18 protein-coding genes and 1 pseudogene are annotated in these 19,148 nt (G+C 72.8%); 12 read left to right on the top strand and 7 right to left on the bottom strand.

Annotated elements, in window-relative coordinates:
* The first annotated feature begins 24 nt into the window (after positions 1-24).
* The 6 genes from ABZU32_RS12770 (at position 25) to ABZU32_RS12745 (ending at position 4,924) form a co-directional block, all read left to right on the top strand.
* Entirely contained in the window at positions 25-1,020 is a 996-nt protein-coding gene (locus ABZU32_RS12770; protein WP_354848852.1) for a LacI family DNA-binding transcriptional regulator, read from the top strand.
* A 187-nt stretch (positions 1,021-1,207) separates the two neighbouring features.
* Complete coding sequence (locus tag ABZU32_RS12765) at positions 1,208-1,951, top strand: SRPBCC domain-containing protein (protein WP_354848849.1); 744 nt, start codon at positions 1,208-1,210, stop codon at positions 1,949-1,951.
* 409 nt (positions 1,952-2,360) lie between these two features.
* Positions 2,361-2,645, top strand: a complete 285-nt coding sequence (locus ABZU32_RS12760; protein ID WP_354921415.1) for a hypothetical protein — start codon at positions 2,361-2,363, stop codon at positions 2,643-2,645.
* A 114-nt stretch (positions 2,646-2,759) separates the two neighbouring features.
* Positions 2,760-3,113 (top strand): YciI family protein, encoded by a 354-nt coding sequence (locus ABZU32_RS12755; protein WP_354921412.1) that lies wholly within the window; start codon positions 2,760-2,762, stop codon positions 3,111-3,113.
* 140 nt (positions 3,114-3,253) lie between these two features.
* Positions 3,254-3,775 carry an SRPBCC family protein gene (locus ABZU32_RS12750; RefSeq protein WP_354921050.1) on the top strand — a complete coding sequence of 174 codons (522 nt, stop codon included), beginning with the start codon at positions 3,254-3,256 and terminating at the stop codon, positions 3,773-3,775.
* Between the two features lie 96 nt (positions 3,776-3,871).
* Positions 3,872-4,924: a neutral zinc metallopeptidase gene (locus ABZU32_RS12745; RefSeq protein ID WP_354921047.1), complete on the top strand. Its 1,053-nt coding sequence runs from the start codon at positions 3,872-3,874 to the stop codon at positions 4,922-4,924.
* Positions 4,925-5,057: 133 nt separating this feature from the next.
* On the opposite strand, the gene ABZU32_RS12740 is transcribed toward ABZU32_RS12745, so the two are convergent.
* The 7 genes from ABZU32_RS12740 to ABZU32_RS12710 form a co-directional block, all read right to left on the bottom strand.
* Entirely contained in the window at positions 5,058-6,704 is a 1,647-nt protein-coding gene (locus ABZU32_RS12740; RefSeq protein WP_354921044.1) for a bis-aminopropyl spermidine synthase family protein, read from the bottom strand.
* 256 nt (positions 6,705-6,960) lie between these two features.
* A complete protein-coding gene (locus tag ABZU32_RS12735) occupies positions 6,961-8,805 on the bottom strand; it encodes a S9 family peptidase (protein ID WP_354921041.1) in 1,845 nt (614 codons plus the stop codon).
* Between the two features lie 100 nt (positions 8,806-8,905).
* The gene (locus ABZU32_RS12730) at positions 8,906-10,501 is read right to left on the bottom strand and encodes an FAD-dependent monooxygenase (protein WP_354921038.1); all 1,596 of its coding nucleotides are present in this window, start codon (positions 10,499-10,501) and stop codon (positions 8,906-8,908) included.
* 289 nt (positions 10,502-10,790) lie between these two features.
* Positions 10,791-11,069: a PqqD family protein gene (locus ABZU32_RS12725; RefSeq protein ID WP_354848832.1), complete on the bottom strand. Its 279-nt coding sequence runs from the start codon at positions 11,067-11,069 to the stop codon at positions 10,791-10,793.
* A gap of 12 nt (positions 11,070-11,081) precedes the next feature.
* On the bottom strand, positions 11,082-12,542 hold the full coding sequence (gene stsB, locus ABZU32_RS12720) for a StsB family radical SAM/SPASM domain sactipeptide maturase (RefSeq protein ID WP_354921035.1): 1,461 nt from the start codon (positions 12,540-12,542) through the stop codon (positions 11,082-11,084).
* Positions 12,543-12,651: 109 nt separating this feature from the next.
* A complete protein-coding gene (locus ABZU32_RS12715) occupies positions 12,652-12,921 on the bottom strand; it encodes a StsA-related sactipeptide RiPP (protein WP_354921032.1) in 270 nt (89 codons plus the stop codon).
* A gap of 146 nt (positions 12,922-13,067) precedes the next feature.
* A complete protein-coding gene (locus ABZU32_RS12710) occupies positions 13,068-13,319 on the bottom strand; it encodes a LuxR C-terminal-related transcriptional regulator (RefSeq protein ID WP_354848824.1) in 252 nt (83 codons plus the stop codon).
* A 350-nt stretch (positions 13,320-13,669) separates the two neighbouring features.
* Between ABZU32_RS12710 and ABZU32_RS12705 the strand changes: the two genes are divergently transcribed.
* The 6 genes and pseudogenes from ABZU32_RS12705 to ABZU32_RS12680 all read left to right on the top strand — a co-directional run.
* Positions 13,670-13,942, top strand: coding sequence for a StsA-related sactipeptide RiPP (locus tag ABZU32_RS12705; RefSeq protein ID WP_354848821.1), 273 nt, complete (start codon positions 13,670-13,672; stop codon positions 13,940-13,942).
* A gap of 209 nt (positions 13,943-14,151) precedes the next feature.
* A complete protein-coding gene (locus ABZU32_RS12700) occupies positions 14,152-15,099 on the top strand; it encodes an ABC transporter ATP-binding protein (protein WP_354921029.1) in 948 nt (315 codons plus the stop codon).
* 1 nt (position 15,100) lies between these two features.
* Complete coding sequence (locus ABZU32_RS12695; RefSeq protein WP_354848815.1) at positions 15,101-15,913, top strand: ABC transporter permease; 813 nt, start codon at positions 15,101-15,103, stop codon at positions 15,911-15,913.
* A gap of 71 nt (positions 15,914-15,984) precedes the next feature.
* Positions 15,985-17,154, top strand: coding sequence for a YcaO-like family protein (locus tag ABZU32_RS12690; protein ID WP_354921025.1), 1,170 nt, complete (start codon positions 15,985-15,987; stop codon positions 17,152-17,154).
* Positions 17,154-18,686: a TfuA-like protein gene (locus ABZU32_RS12685; RefSeq protein WP_354921022.1), complete on the top strand. Its 1,533-nt coding sequence runs from the start codon at positions 17,154-17,156 to the stop codon at positions 18,684-18,686. Before ABZU32_RS12690 ends, ABZU32_RS12685 begins: the two co-directional genes overlap by 1 nt.
* 171 nt (positions 18,687-18,857) lie before the next feature.
* A pseudogene (locus ABZU32_RS12680) lies at positions 18,858-19,148 on the top strand (hypothetical protein); the annotation flags it as partial.

The raw sequence follows: 19,148 nt of genomic DNA, 5'->3' as shown, positions 1-19,148 counted from the left end.
CGAGCATCGTTGGAGGACACAGGTATGAGACGACCTACTCTCGAGGCCGTGGCGGCACGGGCGGGGGTCTCCCGCGCCACGGTCTCCCGGGTGGTCAACGGGGGGACGACCGTCACCGCCGAGCTCCGCGACGCGGTGATGCGCGCCGTAGAGGAGATGGGCTACGTCCCGAACCTGGCGGCGCGCAGTCTGGTCACCCAGCGGACCGATTCGATCGCGCTGGTGGTGTCCGAGCCCCCGACCAGGGTGTTCTCCGACGACCCGATGTTCTCCACGGTCATCCGCTCGGCGAGCGCCGAGCTGGAGGCCGCGGACAAGCAGGTGCTGCTGATGCTCGCGGGCACTCCGACGAGCCACGCCCGGGTGGAGCGCTATCTGACCGGCGGGCACGTGGACGGCGTCATGCTGATCTCCATGCACGGCGCCGACCCGCTGCCGGCGGCGATCACCCGCATGAGAGTCCCCGCGGTGTCCTACGGCCGGCCCGCCGTCAACGTCAACCTGCCCTACGTCGACGACGACAACGTGGGCGGCGCCGAGACGGCCGTGCGCCACCTGCTCGAACGCGGGCGGCGGCGCATCGCCACGATCGCGGGGCCGCCCGACATGATCGCCGGTCAGGACCGCCTGGCGGGCTACCGGTCGGTGCTGCACGGGTCCGACCGGCGCTCGATCGTGGCGATCGGCGACTTCACCCGCGAGTCGGGGGCGGTGGCCATGCGGCAGCTGCTGGAGGACGATCCGGCGCTGGACGCGGTGTTCGTCGCCAACGACCTGATGGCCATCGGGGCGCTGCAGGCGCTGCGGCAGGCGGGCCGCCGGGTGCCGGACGACGTGGCGGTCGTCGGGTTCGACGACATCGAGGCCGCCCGCTACACCGAGCCGCCGCTGACGACGGTCCGTCAGCCCTTCCGCGAGCAGGCGGCGGCCATGGTGCGCCTGTTGCTGCGCCTGCTCGAAGGCGGTGAGGCCGACCCCGTGGTGCTGCCCACCGAGCTGGTGGTGCGCGAGTCCGCCTAGAAAGCCCCTGGTAGAGACCGGTTCGCCGCACGGGCGGGCCGGTCTTTCCGTATGTCCATCAGCCGACAACTATCGTAGTCTTGACAAAAAAAGTGTTCGGTGCGACCGTAGAGCCATGGCCGGAACGCGGCCCCGACACCGGGGCGACGGCCAGGGCGACAAGGCATCGAGGGCCAGGGGAGTCGTGATGACGCATCCGTTCGAAGTGCGCAAGAAGATCGAGCTGCGGGCGAGCGCCGAGCAGGTGTGGGAGGCGGTGGCCAGCGGGCCGGGGTTGAACTCCTGGTTCCTGGGCCGCAATGAGGTCGAGCCGTGGGTGGGCGGCAAGGCGGTGCAGTTCTTCGGTGACTTCCCGGTGGAGGCGACCGTGACGGCGTGGGAGCCGGGGCGCCGCTTCGCCTTCCGCGGCGCCGAGAGCGAGGACGGCACCTACATGGCCTTCGAGTTCCTCCTTGAAGGCGAAGGACAGGAGAGCACGGTGCTGCGGCTGGCGCAGACCGGTGTTCTGGGTGATGGATGGCAGGCGGAGGTGGAGGCGTTGGAGCGCGGCTGGGACATGTATCTGCACACGCTGGACCAGTATCTGACGCATTTTCCCGGTCAGTTCGCGCTGGTGGTGTTCGCGGCGCGGCCGGGTGGCGGCGGGGTGGAGCCGGTGTGGTCGGTGCTGGAGCGGGGTCTGGGATTGTCGGGGAAGGTCGTTCAGGGCGATCGGGTGCGGTTGACGCCGGAGGGCTTCGCGCCGATCGAGGGGGTGGCCGATTATGTGGCGCCGGACTTCCTGGGGGTGCGGACCGGTGATGGGTTGTACCGGTTCATCCGGGGCCAGCACGACACGGTCGTGGTGGGACATCACATCTTCGCCGACAAGGCCGACCCGAGGAAGGTCGAGCAGGCCTGGCAGGACTGGCTGGCCAAGCTCTTCGCCTGACCCGGCCGGCCGCGGCGGGGCCGCCCGGAACGGCGGCCGTGCGCGCGGGGACGGCGGGCCGCGGCGCGGGGGCGGCGGGACGTGAGCGGGCCGTGTCCGCCGCGTCGCCGCCGTCCATCCGCCCGTCCATCCGCCCGTCCATCCACCCGTCCATCCGCCCGTCCGGCGGCGGGGCACGCGGGCCGGTTCGCCGGCCGTGGTGGTCGAATCCCCGATCATTTGCACGCGGACGAATTGCGCGTCCTTCGGAAATGGAAAAGGAAATGCAGACACCGTCATTTCCGGCGAAACGGACGATCTCGATCGTCGTGTCCGCCCTCTCGGGTAGCATCGGCGGTACCGGCGGCATAGGCCGCTGTATCACCGGGATCCCGGGCACCACCTGGGACTGAACGAGGGACGGGTGACGATGCTGGTCGAGCTGACGATGCACCGCGCCGCCACGTCGCAGCCTTCGGCCAATTCCCCCATAGACGGCATCCGGATATTGGCCCTGCTGCCCGACAAATGGCGTAAAGACCTCCGGCAGGCGAACGGCGAGATCGTCATTCGGGTCGACACCGCGGACGACACCACCAGCGACCAGATCCAGGCCACGGTGGCCCAGGTCCTGAGCGACCCGGCCATCAGCCACTGGGAGCTGCGCACCTGCAACCCCTTGGCGACCGGCCCCTCGGCCGACGATCCCACCTGACCCGGCGGCGCGAGAAGCGCTCCCGGATGTCGAGAACGCCGCGGCGGCTCCGACCCCCCGGTGTGAGGCGCCCGCGAGAGGCGCCGGGCCGAGGAGAGCGCGCCCGTGAAGTACATGCTGATGATCTACATGAACCCCGTCACCTGGGACGCGCTTCCGGAGCGTGAGCGCCGGGAGATCTTCGCCGGTCACGAACGCTTCGTCGCGATGGTCACCGAGTCGGGGGAGATGATCCGCGCCGAGGCGCTGGCCGACCCCTCCACCGGCGCCGCCGTCCGGGTGCGCCAGGGCGCCGTGCACGCGACCGACGGGCCCTACGCCGTGGCCGAGGAGCACTTCGGCGGCTACTACCTCGTCGAATGCCCTGACAGGGAGCGAGCGGTCGAGCTCGCCGCCCTCATCCCGGACGCCCGTTACACCGGCGTCGAGGTGCGCCCCATGATGGACGGCGCGGCCCCCGATCTCTGATCACGCCCTGAGCGCGCGGGGTTACCCCACTTGTGCCCCTATGCACCGGCCGCACCGCAACGTCCGGCCCCCTTGCGCACGATAGTTGTTCGAGGGACCCTCATCGCGAGGTGGGCACCGGACCGATGGCCAGGACGGGTATGCGGAGGTCGGTAATGGAGGACTACGGCGTCACGGGCGCGCGGGTGGACCTGGAGGTCACCGTGGACGCCTCACCGGAGCATCTGTGGGACAGGATCACGGCGGTCCCGCGCATCGGAGACTTCAGTCCCGAGTGCGAGCACGGGGCCTGGGTGGACCCCGCGAACGCCGAGGTGCGCGAGGGCACCCGGTTCCAGGGCACCAACCGCCGCGAGGACCGCGTCTGGACGGTGACCTGCGTGGTGACCGAGGTGGAGGAGAACCACACGTTCGGATGGCTCGTGCTCGACCCCGAGGGCGACCCCGAGCGTCCCTCGTCGCGCTGGCACTACGAGCTGGTGCCGGGCGACGAGCCTGGCCAGACGGTCGTGCGGCACAGCTTCGTCCACGGCCCCGGGTACAGCGGCCTGCGCGAGATGATCAAAAACAATCCCGGCATCGCCTCGCTGATCCTGGACGTGCGGCTCACCGAACTGCGCGAGCACATGATCGAGACCCTCGAGGCGATGGCCCGCGACTGAGCGAGCTCGTACGCTCGCCCGGTGGACGGCGCTATCTCGTTATATCGGTAATGCTGACCGCCATTTCGTAATAAACGGCGCTTAAACTTCGCGATCATGCGCCGTCTCCTCCCGCTGCTGGTCGCGTGCGTCCTGCTGGCGGCCGACGCCGGGCAGGTGGTGCCGGCGTGCCCGCCCGTGCCCGCTTCCGCCCGGCCGCCGGAGACCGTCCCCGCCGCCGCACCGATGCCCGCGCCCGCGCCTTCCCCCGCCCCCGCCCCCGCTCCCGCTCCCGCGCCGGCGACGGTGATCCTGGCCGGAACGGCGCCGGGCACGGAGTCCGGAACGGCGCCGGGGACGGAGGCCGGGACGGCGAGGGCGATCGCGGGGCCGGCCGCGGGGGTGACGGTGGCCGCCGCGCCCGCCCGGGTGCCTCTCGCGCGGGCCGAGAAGCGGGAGTCGGAGACGATCCTGCCTCCGCGCGGCCGGATCGCCGCGGTGGGCAACCCGCTGTACGCCGTCGCCAAGGCGCGGGGCGGGTGCCGCGTCCCGGCGATCCGAGCGGGCCGGTGGCCGTCGGCCGAAAAGTACATGGAGGCGGTCGCCTCCTGCCTGGACCGGGTCTGGGCGCGGCAGTTCGCGCTGGCGAGGATCTACTACACGCTGCCCCCGCGCCGCTTCGTCCGGCACCGCGTCCGCGACCGCGACTGCGGGCTGATGCCCGCCAAAGGGGCCAAGGGCACCTACTGCGACCAGACCCGGACCTTCTACGTGATAGTCGAGCGGTACGACCTGCACCCGGCGGCCGCCGCGGACCTGGCCGAGGTGGTCGCCCACGAGTACGGCCACCACGTCCAGAACATGGCCTACATTTCCGACTACATGGGCGAGGCCTACGACGACGCCGGGTCGCTCGCCAAGCGGGACACGGTGAACAGGCGCCTTGAGCTGCAGGCCGAGTGCTTCGCGGGCGTCGGCATCGGGGCCCTGCGCCGGTCGATGCCCTCCTGGGCGCTGTTCCGCTACATCTACCAGGGCACGATCTCCGACCGCGCGGTCCAGGACCACGGCGCCATGCCGACACAGCTGCGCTGGCTGCAAAAGGGCTACCGCTCCGCCCGCGCGGGCGCCTGCGACACCTGGTCACCGCCCAAGCGCGAGGTCACCTGACCGCCGCCGCGTCCACCCCACCGGCGCCCGGGCCGCGCGCACGGCCCGGGGCACGATCGGCCCGGCGCGTACGCGCCCCGGCGGGCACGAGGTGATCAGACGGGCACGAGGTGATCAGACGGGCGCCGGGGGATCAGGCGGGCACGGGGGCGCCGAGTGAGGCGGCCACGGCCGGGCGCAGGTCGCGGAGGCGGTGGAGGGGCAGTTCGAGGACGGTGACCTCGCCGGCCCACGGGGCGGCTTCGCCGATGACGGCTCTGGCCTGCTTCTTGGTGAGCTCGGGACGTGCGCGGATCAGCCCCTCGCGCCAGGTGTTGGCGAGCTTGCCGTGCGCGTTGTCCAGGATGGCGCGCAGCAGGCGTCCCGTCGCGTCCGCGGGCGGGTCCACCCGCACGGCGTCCAGGACGGCGCCGCCGGCGGTCAGCCGGTAGACCGGGGACAGCGGCTCCGCCAGCGCGTCGAGATCGCGCGGCGGCTCGGCCAGCCGGACCCGGACGTGGCCGGCGCGGGTGGCCAGCAGGAGGCGGGGGAGCGCGGCCTCCAGGCCGGGAGGCACGAAGACGGCGGCGCGGTCGTGAGCGGCGGCGTACGGCTTGGCCAACCAGGTGGCCAGGCGGGCACGCGGCGTGCCGGGGAGCACGTCCTTCGGCCAGTCGCCGACGAGCACCCCCGGCTCGAAGCCGGGATCGGCTGCGCCGGCGGCGGCCGGGCGGGACTCGACCGACTGGGGGCCCTGGGTGTAGATGCCGGTGCCGTAGCGGTCGACCCGGGCGGCGACGGCGGGCCGGGTCTTGGTGGTGGGGCGCAGGATGTACAGGTCGGCGGCCGAGCCGATGGCCTCCGCGCCGAAATAGCGGTTGAAGTCGGGGTAGACGGCCTCGTAGCAGAGGTTCAGCTCGTGCAGGGAGTTCTGCACCTTCAGCGCCAGCATCGGGGTGCGCTCGCTCGCGCCGTAGGCGAGCAGCACGCGCCCCTCCTCCGGCTCGCGCAGCCCTTCGACCGCCCGGGCGACGAACAGCCCGACGCCCTCGGGAGTGTAGGGCGGGTCGGTGAGCGCGAGGTCGGCCTGGCCGCGGGCCGCCGGGGGCAGGCCGAGCCGCAGATCGGCCCAGAGGGTGCGGACGGTGAAGCCCAGAGCCTGCGCCTGCTCGTCGATGTAGGCCAGAATGCGCTCGTCGACGTCGGCGACCGTGACCTCGGTGCCGGGATGGATCATCTTGACCGCCAGCGAGGTCAGGTCGTGGTCGCCCACGCACAGCAGCCGCGCCCCCGGCAGCCAGAACCTCGCCCCGAGCAGCAGCGCCCTGCGCACGACCGTCTCCGGCGTCGCGGCCACGTGGTCCAGCACGTGCCGCCCCCGGGGAGCCCCCGCGACCAGCTTCTCCAGCCGCTCGACCACCTGCCCGTACCCGGGAAGCAGATGTCCCACCGGATCGGCCGGTCCGAGGCCCGCGAGTGAGGACCCGGCGCCGGGGTGGGGCACCACGGGCGTGGCCGCGGCGGGGTGAGGCGCGACGGGCGTGGCCGCGGCGGGGTCGTCGTCGAGCAGGGCGCGCAGATCGCGGATCTGCTCGGGGGCCAGGCGGAACCGCTCGCCGGACCGTTCGGGCGACACCACCCGCAGCAGCGCCTCGACGCCGCGCCGGGAGGTGGCGGTGGCCCGGACCAGGTCGGCGAGCGTCCACCACCCGCCCTCGCACAGCAGCGCCAGCGCCCTGCGGTGGCGCCTGGCGTCCACCCCCGCGCCGGCGAGCAGCCCGGCCACGCCTTCTCGCTCCACGCCAGGACTCTACCGGCCTCCCGCCCGCCTCCGGGCATCGTGGATGGGCACCGTGGGTGGATGGGCGCCGTGGACCGGGGCCGCACGCCTGCGGCCCACGCCGGCCGGCGCCCGCCCTCCGGATCGGCGGTCCGAGCGCCCCGAACGAGAAGATGCCGTAGATCGGCCTGCCGGCTCCGCGTCCCTGTGATCGGCCGGTCGCGGGTGTGGGGCCCGTGGGTCCGCCTGTGCCAGATGGCGGGCCCCGTGGGTCCGCCTATGCCAGATGGCGGGCCAGGAAGCGCTCCACGGCGGCGTAGTAGGTCTCGCGGTTCTCCGGCCTGCCCAGTCCGTGGCCCTCGTCCTGGAACAGCAGGTACTCGTGCGGCACGCCGTTGGCCCGCAGCGCGGCGACGATCTGCTCGGCCTCCTCGCGCGGCACGCGCACGTCGTTGGCCCCCTGCGCCACCAGTACGGGGATGGCGATGTCGCCGGCCCGCGACAGGGGGGAACACTCCCAGAGCATCTCGCGTTCGGTCGCGGGATCGCCCACGTTGGCGTGCATGAAGGACATGAGCGGCCGCATGTAGGCGGCCCCTCCTGCCAGCAGGGTCAGCAGGTTCGACGGGCCGCACAGGTCGACCGCGCAGGCGAACGCCTCGGGGGTGAACGCGGCCCCGGCCAGCGCGGCGTACCCTCCGTAGGAGCAGCCCATGATCGCGACCCGGGAGGCGTCGATGGAGCCGCGGGCGGCCAGATGGCCGACCGCGTCGAGCAGGTCGGTATGCATCGCCCGGCCCCACTGCTTGGCGCCCAGGTTCAGGAAGTCCTTGCCGTACCCGGACGAGCCGCGGAAGTTCACCTGGACGCAGGCGTAGCCCCGGTCGGCCAGCCACTGCGCCTCCTCGTCGAACCCCCACGAGTTGCGCGCCCACGGCCCGCCGTGCACGTTCACCACGGCGGGCAGCCCCCGCCGCGCGGCGCCGGCCGGCCAGGTCACGTAGCCGTGCACCTCGACCCCGTCGCGTGCGGCGAACACGAACGGCTCCATGGCGGACAGCCGGTGGCGCGCCAGGCCCGGCTGGTGGTCCGACAGGAAGCGCAGGCGGCCGTCGGCCCGGTCGAACAGGTAGAACCCGACCGGCCGGTCGGCGGACACCACGGTGACCGTCCAGCGCCGGTCGGCGCGGTCGGAGCGGTCGACGGAGATCTCGCCGTCGACGCCGAGCAGCGCGAGCTCGCCGCGGATCCGGTCGATCGCCTTGGCGTAGTCCTCGTCGAGGAACACCCGTTCCTCGCGGTCCTTGCCCAGCACCACCGCCTGCGGCACGCGCGTCGCCGGGTCCATCTCGACCCGCCTGACGTCGTATACCGGATCGCCGGCGAGCAGGGTCCGCCGCCCGGTCGCGGCGTCCACCGCGAACAGGCGTGAGGCGTTGGCCCCGACCGACGACAGCAGGTAGAAGGTCCGCCCGTCGCGGGAGTACCCGGCGATGTGGGTGCCCATGGCGTCCTCGCGCGGCACGTCGAGCCAGGGCGCCGCCTCGCCCCCGCCGGGGCCGGACAGGTGGATGGTGGAGCTTCCGTCGGGGTTCATCGCGGTGCCGCCGCGGATCCGCAGGCCGGTGTCGATCTCCCAGGTCAGGTAGCCCGGGTTCTCCGCGATCTTGGTGAGCCCGCCGGTGGCCAGGTCCAGCCGGTAGACGTCGTGCAGGTCGCGCCGGTCCTTGTTCAGCCCGACCAGCATCGTGCCCGGGTGCCACCGGTTGTGCGCCAGGACGCGGGCCTGGACGCCGTCGAACGGCGTGACGCAGCGCTCCTCCCCGGTGCCGAGGTCGACCAGGTACAGCCGCCAGCTCTCGTCGCCGTCCTGGTCGCGCAGGTAGAACAGGGTGCGGTCGTCGTGGCAGAAGCCGCATGCCCGGATGCCCCGCCCCCGGTCACGGGTCACGGGCTTCGCCTGGTCCGGGGCGTCCGCCGGGCCGACCCACACGTTCATCACGCCTTCGTCGGGCGCGAGATGGCGCAGGAGTGTCCCGTCGGGGGAGATCACGGGCGCCACGTACACCGGATTGCCGAACAGCAGCTCACGCGGGATGCGCGCGGCGGTCTCGGGGCTCATGTGGTCCTCTCCCATCACACGGTCACACGCGGTCACACACGGTTAGCGCACGGTTTCATGCGGTTCGCCAGGTTCAGATGATTCATATGGTGCAAATGGTTCAGGCTGTGCTCACGTGGCCGACGGTCGACGGCTCCTCCTGGCCGCGGCCGGGGGACGGCGGGCGCCCGGGCGATGCGGGCGCGGCTCCGGACCGCCGCCATCCGGCCAGCCCGGGGTACTGCGCGATCGCCTGCTCGGCGGTGAGCGGCGCCCGCGGCCTGCCCATCGCCGAGCGGGATGGCGGAGAGGGGTCCGCGTCCGCCTCGATCAGGGTGTGGGCGCGGAAGAACGCGGCGGCGAGCTCGGGGCTGTCCAGCGCCGCCCGCGCCATGAGGGCGCCGACCTGGCGCTCGAACGCCGTCGCCTCCCGGCGACCTCCCTGCCCGTGACCTGCCTGCCCTGGGTCTGTCCGCTCGGGTCCCGCCTGTCTGGGATACGTCCGTCCGGGACCTGCCCGCCGGGGGGCTGCCCGGCCAGGTCCGGTGTCCCCGGATGCCTCCCGGCTGGGGCCGGTGTGCCGGGCGTCCTGTCCGGCCGCCATCCGCCATGACCGGTCCGCCTCCGCCGCCACGGCGGCCTGCGCCTCGCGGCAGACCGACGGCCCGATTCCGCGCCGGGCCAGCTCCGCGTCCAGCCGGAGGGCGCTGAGCGCGGCGACCGACATCCCGTGCGAGTGGATCGGGTTGACCGCGGTGACCGCGTCGCCGATCGCGAGGAAGCCGTCGGGCAGGGCCGCGCGCTCGTAGAAGCGCCGCCGGTTGGCCGTGTCGCGGTAGGGCCGGACGGGGCCGGCGGGCTCGGCCGCCGCCATGAGTTCGGCCACGATCGGGCTGCGCAGCGAGCGCGCGAAGTCGGCGAACTCCCGCTCGCCGGTCGGCGGCTCGCCGCCCCGGGTGCCGGTCAGGGTCACGATCCACCGGCCGCCCTCGATGGGGTAGAGCGTCGCCCCCTGGTCCGGCCGTCCGGGGGTCGGGCGGGGGTGCAGGACGATCGCCGGCATCGCGGCGGTGCGGGCGGCGGGGTCGGCGGGGTCGGCCGGGGCGTGGTAGAGCCGCGTGGAGTAGGCCAGGCCCGAGGCCACCGTCTCCTCCTCGACCGGCGGCGCGCCGAGCTCGGCCAGCCACCGCGGGGCCCTGGACCTGCGCCCGGTCGCGTCGACCACCAGGTCCGCCCTGATCGTCTCGGCCGCGGCGCCCTCGCGCCGGACGCGCACCCCGGTGACCCGGGTGGCGTCGCCGGTCAGCCCGAGCGCCTGCGTGCCCGCAAGGAGGCGGACGGCGCCGCCGGCCAGTGCCCGCCGCCGCACCACGTGGTCCAGCAGCGCCCGGCTGCACGAGATGAGGTAGGACTCGGTGTGGTGGCGCCGGTACCACCCCTCGGCGGTGAGGATCAGCGCCTCGCCGGGCAGGCTCCGGCGGTGCGCGCCCCGGGCGTACAGCTCCTCCAGCGTCCCGGGGAGCAGCGCCCGCAACGCCCGCGCGCCGCCGGTGACCAGCACGTGGGTGTGGTGGGCCTGCGGCAGTCCGCGCCGGGGGCCGGGGCCGCTGGGGTAGTGGTCGCTCTCGACCAGGATGACCTCGCCGGCGTGCCGGGCGAGCACGGCGGCGGTCAGCACTCCCGCGAAGCCCCCGCCGAGGACCACCGCGGTGGTCATGGAACCGGAGCCGGCGCGGCGGACCGGACATGATCCCCGACGTGGTCCCCGACGCGGTCCCCGACGCGGTCCCCGACGTGGTCCCCGACGTGGTCCGCGACAGGGTCCGCGACAGGAAGGCGCTGGACGCCCATGACGTGGTCCGCGACAGGGTCCTTGGCGTAGTCCGCGACGTGGTCCGCGACAGGGACCGTGACAGGGACCGCGACAGGGACCGCGACGTGGTCGCCGACGGGGGACCGGGCGGCGATCCGGGCCGGGGTGCCGCGCGCCGCCGCGGCCGGGCGGCTCACGACAGGCGCTCTTCGATCAGGCCGTTCTCGATCATGGAGCCGATGAACTCGTGCACGTCCACCAGGATGCGCCTCAGCATCCCGGTGTTGCCGCCGGCGAACTCGCCCGACAGCTTGGAGACCACCGGCTCGCGCTCGCCGTCGCTCGCGACGAGCATCCAGATGCGGGAGCCCGTCTCGTTCAGGGTACGGAAGTCCCCGGTCTCGGTGTGGTACAGCGAGACGCCGTCCGCGGTCTCCTGCCACACCACCGCTTCACTGATCTGGAGTGTCACACTCCACCTCCTCTACACCGGTGTGATGGAAAGCAGCTCGCCCACCTTGACGGCCCCGGGCGAGACGGGCACGTAGCCCTTCCAGTCGTCGAAGACGGGGTGGACGTCGTCGCCGGCGACCAGGCGGGGCGTGGTCATCTCCAGGTCGTTCGCGGCCAGTTCGGCGCGGCCGACCCCGGCCTCCTGCCAGAGCTGGGTGACCACTCCGTGCCGCAGGATCCGGCACAGGTGGCGGCTGTTGCGCCGCAGGTCGCCCGACTCCGACATGTGGGCGGCGCGGCAACCTCCGCCGCAGGAGGCCTTGATGTAGCACTTCGCGCAGTCGGAGTGGTAGTCGCCGCCGAACACCGTGCTCCTGCGCATCCCCCCGAGGACGGGGCTGGCGAAGATCTCCGACAGCGGCCGCTGCCGGACGTTTCCGGCGAACTCCGCACGCCCGGTGATGAGCTTGCACGGGTAGACGTCGCCGAGGGAGTTGATGTAGATCTCGTTGCCGCCCATCCCGCAGTTGCCCTTGACCGAGCACGGGGTCACGATGCGCGGCCCGTCCGGCTTGAGCTTGCCGGCGACCGGCGAGGTCCAGGCGATCTGCTGGATCCTCAGGTGGTCCTCCCAGCCGAAGTCGTAGTCGTCACCGGTCCCGCGGCCGAGTTTGTTGTGGTACATCAGCCGGATGCTGTGCACCTCCAGGCCGTCCATGAACGTCGCGAACTGCTCCAGCTCCTCGACGTTGTCGGAGGTGACGATGTGGTTGATCCTCGGCACCACGCCGGCGTCGTTGAGCAGCCGCAGGGCGCGGTGGGTCCGGTCGAAGGAGCCGGCGCCCCGGGTGCGGTCGTGGGACTCGGCGGTGCCGCCGTCGACGCTCACCGTGACGGCGTCGAAGAGCTCGGCGAACCGCCGCGCCAGCGCGGGCGTCCTGATCATCGTGGCGTTGCTGATGATGTTGCACTTCAGGCCGAGCGACTTGGCGTGCTCCACGATCTGGAACAGGTCCTTGCGGAGCATCGGCTCGCCGCCGGTGAAGATCAGCACCTCGGCCCCGAAGTCGGCGATCTGGGAGACCAGGTCGAGAGACTCGGCGGTGTCCAGCTCGCCCGGCAGGCACTTCTCGGAGGAGGCGTAGCAGTAGGGGCACCGCAGGTTGCACCCGTCGGTGATGGCGTAGTAGGCCGTGCGGAGCGGCGCCTCCCTGATCCTGATCTCCGGGCGGTTGCCGTTGTAGTAGACGACCCAGTTCAAGATGAGCTTGGCGAGGGTCCGCTCGGTCTCGGCGGAGTCCTCCAGCGGCGCCGGCTCCCCGTCCGCCCCGGGACGCGCCAGGGCCCGCAGGACGGCGAACTCGCGGGCGGAAAGGACGCACCGGCCGCCCGCCTGCGGGTTGACGACCAGGTGGTCCGCGCCGTTCACGAAGTAGGTGAGGTCGTGCGGCACGTCGAACAACGCGCGGTTTCCCGCCAGCTTCCCGGGCATCCGGGCTCCCTTCACGTCCGCGACCGCGGGTGCGGCCCCGGTCCCTGCTCCGGCGCGGTGCGGCCACCGGAGGCGGGACCGCCGGGGCCGCACCGCCGAGTCGTCCGGGCTAGTTCTGTCCCGATCCCGACCAGAGCCCGCAGGCACAGAGCATCGCGGCCTCGAAGCCGTGCTGCGACGCCTCCGGTCTGTCCCACTCCGCGCCTTCCAAGGAGTGGGCCAGGACCTCGGGCAGGATCGCGGGAATCCGGTTCTTGAGCGAGATCAGCAGCTCGGTCTCCTCCTGGCTCAAGGAGGCGAAGGCCCCCTGGAGGTCCTCGGGCACCAGGCCGCCCAGGATTCCGGCCTCGCGCAGCGCTTCCCTCGGGTCGAAGGCCATGCCTTCACCTCTCTATTGGGAGGAAATTGGGTGTGGCTCGAGTATGTCCGTGAATGAGACGGGCGATACAACCCCACGATCGTGGGCATATCACCGCGGCTCGCGGACGCGGCCATAAAAGGCCGGACCGCGCGGTGTATTCACGTTCACGAGCCCCCGGAAATCGTTTCCAGACGGCCGGCCTCGACGGCGCGCGGCGGCCAGATCCCGACCCGCAGAAGCTCGTGAACATAGGAATACGCCACGAGCTGGCTTCGGTTGCTGCAGGCGAACCGGTCGAGCAGCTTGCTGATCCGCTCGGCCACGGTGTACCTGCTCAGGCGCATCTCGCGCGCGATTCTCGTCGTCGTGTACCCACTGGCCAGCAGGACGACCAGCAATCTGTCGCGATCGTCCATCAGGCCATCGGAAACATGTTTCATAAGAAGTCCCGGATCGAATCGCCTTGACCGCGAGGCGCCCTGCTGGGGCCTCTGGCCTTGACGCTAGAAGGGCACGGTTAATCATCGGTATGGCGTAACCATGCGGCCGGTTGATTCCCCAGGTCCGGGGCCGCGCCGGGCGCCGTCCGACCGGCCCGCGGAGGGCGTCCCGGGCCGCTTCCATGGAGAGGTGGCGCGGAACCGTTTCCCTTTTCCCTTACCGTCGAACGGGGAATACGCCCACGTTCGTGGGGTTGTGCCGGCCGCGGGGCGCGAGGCCATACTTCACCTGCAGTCCAATTCGCACCCGATGGAAAGGGGGAGGCATGGCCTTCGACCCGCAGCGAAGTCTGCGAGAAGCCGGAATCCTGGGCGATTCACCGGCACCGGGACTTGAGGCGGCATTAGCCACCTTGACCGAAGAAGAAGCCAATCTGCTCATTTCACTCAAGAACCGGGTTCCCGGGCTCGTGCCCGAGGTGCTGGCCCACTCCCTGGACGGCGGATGGAACAGGCCGGAGGCGGCGCAGCACGGCTTCGAGGCCGCGATGCTGTGCGCCTGCGGGCTCTGGTCCGGATCGGGTAACGCCGAGAACTAGCCGGCGGATGCGGCCCCACGCCCCGATCCGGCGGCCCGGCCGCCGGATCGGGGCCGGGCCGCGCCCGTGGCGGCGCCTTCGGCGGTGCCCATGGCCGAGCCCATGGCCGGGCCCATATCGGAGGCCGCCAAGGGACCGACGCCCGGCTGCCGGGCGATGAACGCGTCTGCCGCGCCGGAACGGCCGCGGCGAAGGGCGGAGTGATGGCTATGGCTGTGTCGAGCGACGTGGTGACGGCCGAGAACCTGACCAAGCGCTATCCACGGCGCGACAGGCCGGCCGTGGACGGCGTCTCCTTCGAGATCGCCCGGGGCGAGACCATCGGGCTGCTGGGCCCCAACGGCGCCGGGAAGACGACCCTGATCAAGATGATCTGCGGGGTCACCACCCCCACCTCCGGCCGGCTCCGGGTGTTCGACGCCGACCCGGCCCGTCAGCCGGTCGCCGCCAAGACCAACATCGGGGCGATGCACCAGTCCGGCCCGTTCGACATGATGCTCCCCGCGATCGACAACCTGCGGATCGCGGCGCGGTTCCGCGGCCTGAGCTGGCGCGAGGTCCGGCCGTGGACGATGGAGGTGGCCGAGTTCCTCGGGCTGAAGGACGTCCTGTCGCAGCTGTGCTTCCAGCTGTCGGGCGGTCAGCGGCAGCGGCTGCAGCTCGTCCGGGCGCTGATCACCATCCCCCGGCTGCTGATCCTCGACGAGCCCTCCGCCGGGCTCGACGTCGCCGGACGCCACCAGGTCGAGCGGTTCGTGACCTGGCTGCGCGAGGAGCACGGGGCGACCGTGCTGTGGACCAGCCATCACATCGACGAACTGGAGCGCAACAGCCAGCGCGTCATGGTCGTCGACCACGGGCGCGTGCTGCGCTTCGCCAAGCCGCGCGAGCTCGTCGAGGAGTTCGGCAGCACCCACATGCTGGTGACCGTCGAGGACCCCGAGGCCGGCCGGGCCGTCGCCGCCTGGGCGGAGGCGGCCGGGTTCGCGGCCACGGCCGAGGACGCGGCGGTGCGCGTCCACGGCGCCCGCGTGCAGGACGTGCTTCCGGCGCTGTCGCGGCACTGCCAGGACGCCGGCGTCGCCATCTCGGGCGTCTCCACCGCCATGGACTCGCTGGAGAAGGTCTTCCTGCGGATGACCGAGAACGAGGGGTGACATGAGCGCCGAGCTGACCTTCCACAATGTCCCCCCGGCCCCGACCGCCAAGGCGGCCGACCTGTTCGCGGTGCTCTACCGCGAGTACGCGCTGCTGGCCCGCAACCGGGTGAACCTGGTCCTCAGCCTGTCACCGATGCTGGTGTACCTGCTGCTGGTCAACACCTCGCTGAGCAACCTCGTCGGGGTCATCGACTACAAGGGCGTCCCCCTGCGGTTCGCGATCTTCCTGCTCCCCATGGTGCTGGCGATGTCGGTCGTCAGCGCCGCGGGCACCTCGGGCATGGCCCTGTTCCAGGAGGAGCTGAGCGGGGTCGCGACGCAGCTGTGGTCCTACCCGATGCGCCGCTCGCGGTTCCTGCTCGGCAAGCTGCTCGCCGGGGTGTCGCTGGTGCTGGGGCAGAGCCTGGTCGCCCTGGGCGTCGCCGTGCTCATCTTCGACTTCCCCTTCCGCGCCGAGGGCTGGGCCGGCCTGCTGGCCGCCCTCACGCTGGCCTCCATCGCGATCAACGGGCTGTACCTGGCGGCGGCGATCACCATCAGGGACTTCCAGACCTTCATGGTGGGCACGAACGTGTCGCTCCTCGTGCTGGTCTTCAGCGCGCCCTCCCTCTACACCGTCGACAGCATGCCGACCGTGCTGCAGTGGGTGTCGGTGGTCAACCCGCTGACGTACGCGATCAACGGGATGCGCGACGCGGCGGTGTTCGGCTTCGCCGCCGCGTGGCAGAACCTGCTCGTGCTGGCCGTCATCGCCGCCGTGAGCTACGCCGTCGCCGGGCGCGCCCTGCTCGCCCGGGCGGGCAACATCTGACCGGGCGAGCCCGCGGCGGACCCGCCGTCGCCGCGGGCTCGCGGGCCGCCACCGTGGACAGGGGCAACAGCATGCGGACCGGCACAGCCTCCCTCTCGTGGATCTTCTCGCAGTCCGACCGGGCCAAGGTCAGGCTGCCGGGCACCGACAGGGCACACGACCCCGCGGACACCATGGCGATGGCCGCCCGCGCGGCGCGCCAGGTGGGCGTCACCAGGGTCGCCGACATCACCCGTCTCGACACCATCGGCATCCCGACCTTCCAGGCCGTCCGCCCCGCCGCCACGACGCTCGCGGTGTCCCAGGGCAAGGGCATCACCCCCGAGCTGGCCCGGCTGTCGGCGATCATGGAGTCGGTCGAGCTCTGGCACGCCGAGCGGCCCCTCGCGCCGGCCGTGACGGCGGCCCCCCGCGACGTCGGCGAACGGCTGGGCTACGACGTCCGCGACCTGCCGCGCTGTGAGCCGAGCGTCCTGCACGACGGCCTGCCGGTCGACTGGGTGACCGCCCGATCCCTGGTCGACGGCTCGGAGACGCTCGTCCCCCTGGCCACGGTGGCGCTCTCGCTCGAGCGCAGGACGGGGTGGAACCCGCCGGCGTTCTTCGCCTCCTCCAACGGGCTGGCCAGCGGGAACACCCTCGTCGAGGCCATCTTGCACGCGCTGTACGAAGTGGTCGAGAGGGACGCCATGACCGCGGCGCTCACCGGCGGCGGCGACATGGGCGTCCGCGCCGACCCGCGGTCGCTCGGCTCGCCCGTGGTCGACGGGCTGTGCTCGATGATCGAGCGGGCCGGGGTCCGCCTGGAGGTGAGGTCGGTTCCCTCGCCCACCGGCCTTCCGTGCTTCCTCGCCCGGATCACCTGCGAGGACTACCCTCCGGCGTTCACCGGGTTCGGCTGCCACCTCAGCTCCGAGATCGCGCTCACCCGCGCGGTGACCGAGGCGGCGCAGACCAGGCTGGGGTACGTCTCGGGCGCGCGGGACGACCTGGACGCCGGCTTCAACGACGCCCCCGGCCCGAAGCCCGCCGCGCGGCCCGCCACGGGCCCTGCCGCCGAGGCCATTCCGGCGCTCACGGCGCATGAAAGCCTCGTCGACGACCTGGAGGACGTGGTCAAGCGCGCCGCGATCGCCTTCTCCCACGCGCCCTTGGTGGTCGACCTGACCCACGAGGACATCGGGGTCCCGGTGGTCAAAGTGGTGGCGCCGGGAAGCCGCGTCCGACCGGAGGTGATGTAGTGAGCGCCAAGGTGGTCGTCTACGCCGGACCGACGATCTCTCCCGACGAGATCCGCGACGTCGTCCCCGGAGCGCGGGTGCGCCCCCCGGTGGCCCGGGGAGACCTGCTCGCCGAGGACTGGGCCCGCGGCGACACCGCCGTCATCATCGACGGCTACTACCGCGAGCGGCTGTCGGTGGGGCACAAGGAGATCCTCTGGCTGCTCGGCGAGGGCGTCGAGGTCATCGGCGCGGCCAGCATGGGCGCGCTGCGGGCGGCGGAACTCGGCCCGTACGGCATGCGCGGCGTCGGGACGGTCCACCGGATGTACGCCACCGGCGAGGTCGACGGCGACGACGAGGTCGCGGTGCTGCACGGGCCCGCGTCCCTGGGGTACCCGGCCGGCACGGTCGCGATGGTCAACATCCGCTACGGCTGCCGCGAAGGGGCCAGGACGGACCTGGTCCCGGCGGCGATCGGCGAGCGGATCGTACGGGCGGCCAAGGAGCGGCCCTTCGCGCACCGGACCTGGCGGGAGATGGGGGAGGCGCTCGGCCCGGACGCCGGCGACGCCCTGGCCGCGCTCGAGCGCATGATCGGCTCGGGGGAGTGGGACCTCAAACGCCGCGACGCCCTGTACGCACTCAGAGCCGCGGCCACCCCTCCCGCCTCCATCCCGCCGGGCTCAATCCCGTCGGCGTCCGTCTCCGCCATGCCCGCATCCGCCCAGGCCATGACCGGCCCGCCCGCGTCCGGGGGGCCCGTGTTCGCGCCCGTCCGGCCCGCGTCCACCCCGTCCGCGTCCGGCGCGCCTGGAGCCGCCCGGCCGGAGCCCGAGGCGCCTGGCGCCGCGGGCGACCGCCGTCCCGAGCCGGCCGTGTCCGGATCGACCGGATCACGGGTAGCGGAGGCCGTCCTGACCGGGATCACCCACAACGAGGTGCTGCGACGGCGCTCCCGGCGGGAGTACGCGCCGGGCCGCTGGATGTCCGATCTCGACCTGCTGACCGCCGGCCGGCTGTTCGACCCCGGCTACCCCGCGCTGCACGAGGAGGTCCTGTCCGGGCTGCTGCGCGACTTCGCCGGAGAGAGCGGAGCCGCCCTCGAGGCGTACACGCGCGCCCGGCTCGGCGTCGCCGAAGGGGAGGACCTGCCGCCGAGCCTGGCCGCATGGCTCACCGACGCCGAGCCGGCCGCCCTCCCCGTCGCCGAGCTGCTGCGGCTGGTCATGGTGCGCGTGTGGCCGGTCTGGCAGTCGGCCGACTGGCGGCCCGCCGTCCTGTCGCACGTCCGGGACACCGGCCGCCTGCGGGAGTGGGCCGACACCGTGGCCCGCGCCGACGAGGCCACCGAGCGGTCCCGCGGCCGGCTGGTGGTGCCGCCGCCGGAGATCTCCGGCAGGATCTTCCTGCGCCACTGGCGGCGGGACGGATCATCGGCGCAGGTCGAGCTGGCCAGGCGGGGCTACAACAGCGCCGAGGAGCTCGGCCGCGCCACCCGGAGGTTCTTCGCGCTGGACGTTCAGAGCGGGCGACGTGCCACCGGCGCCTGACGGCGGCGCTCCCCGGCCACCACGCCCCCCGGCCGGCGGCCCAGGGGAGCCACGTCTCCAGGAGTCGCGTCCCCGAGAGCCACGTCTCCGGGAGTCGTGTCCCCGGGAGCCACGTCCCCGGGAGTCGCGTTCGGCGGCCGGCGGCCCGCCGGGGCGGGTGAGGAGGCGGCGATGACCGCGACGACGCAGGAGCAGGCGTTCGACCCGGCCGCGCCGCGGCACGTCCCCGACCCGCACGCGCTGTTCCACCGCATGCGGGAACAGGCCCCGTTCCACCGCCAGGTGGGCCCGTCGAGCGGCCGCGTCTTCTGGTACCTGACCAGGTACGCGGACGTGGGGGGGGGGCGGGCCGGGCCCGGCGTCGCGGGCGCGCTGGACCGGCGCGGCGCCGCGCGCGCCGCGCTGCCGCGCCGGGGGGCGGACCACACCCCGGCCGCGGATTTCCGAAGTGCTCACGACTGT

The organism is Sphaerisporangium sp. NPDC005288 (assembly GCF_040607475.1).
GTDB classification, from domain to species: Bacteria; Actinomycetota; Actinomycetes; order Streptosporangiales; family Streptosporangiaceae; genus Sphaerisporangium; species Sphaerisporangium rhizosphaerae.
The sequence above is the reverse complement of the archived record's forward strand: the minus strand, read 5'-3'. Positions and strand labels throughout refer to the sequence as shown.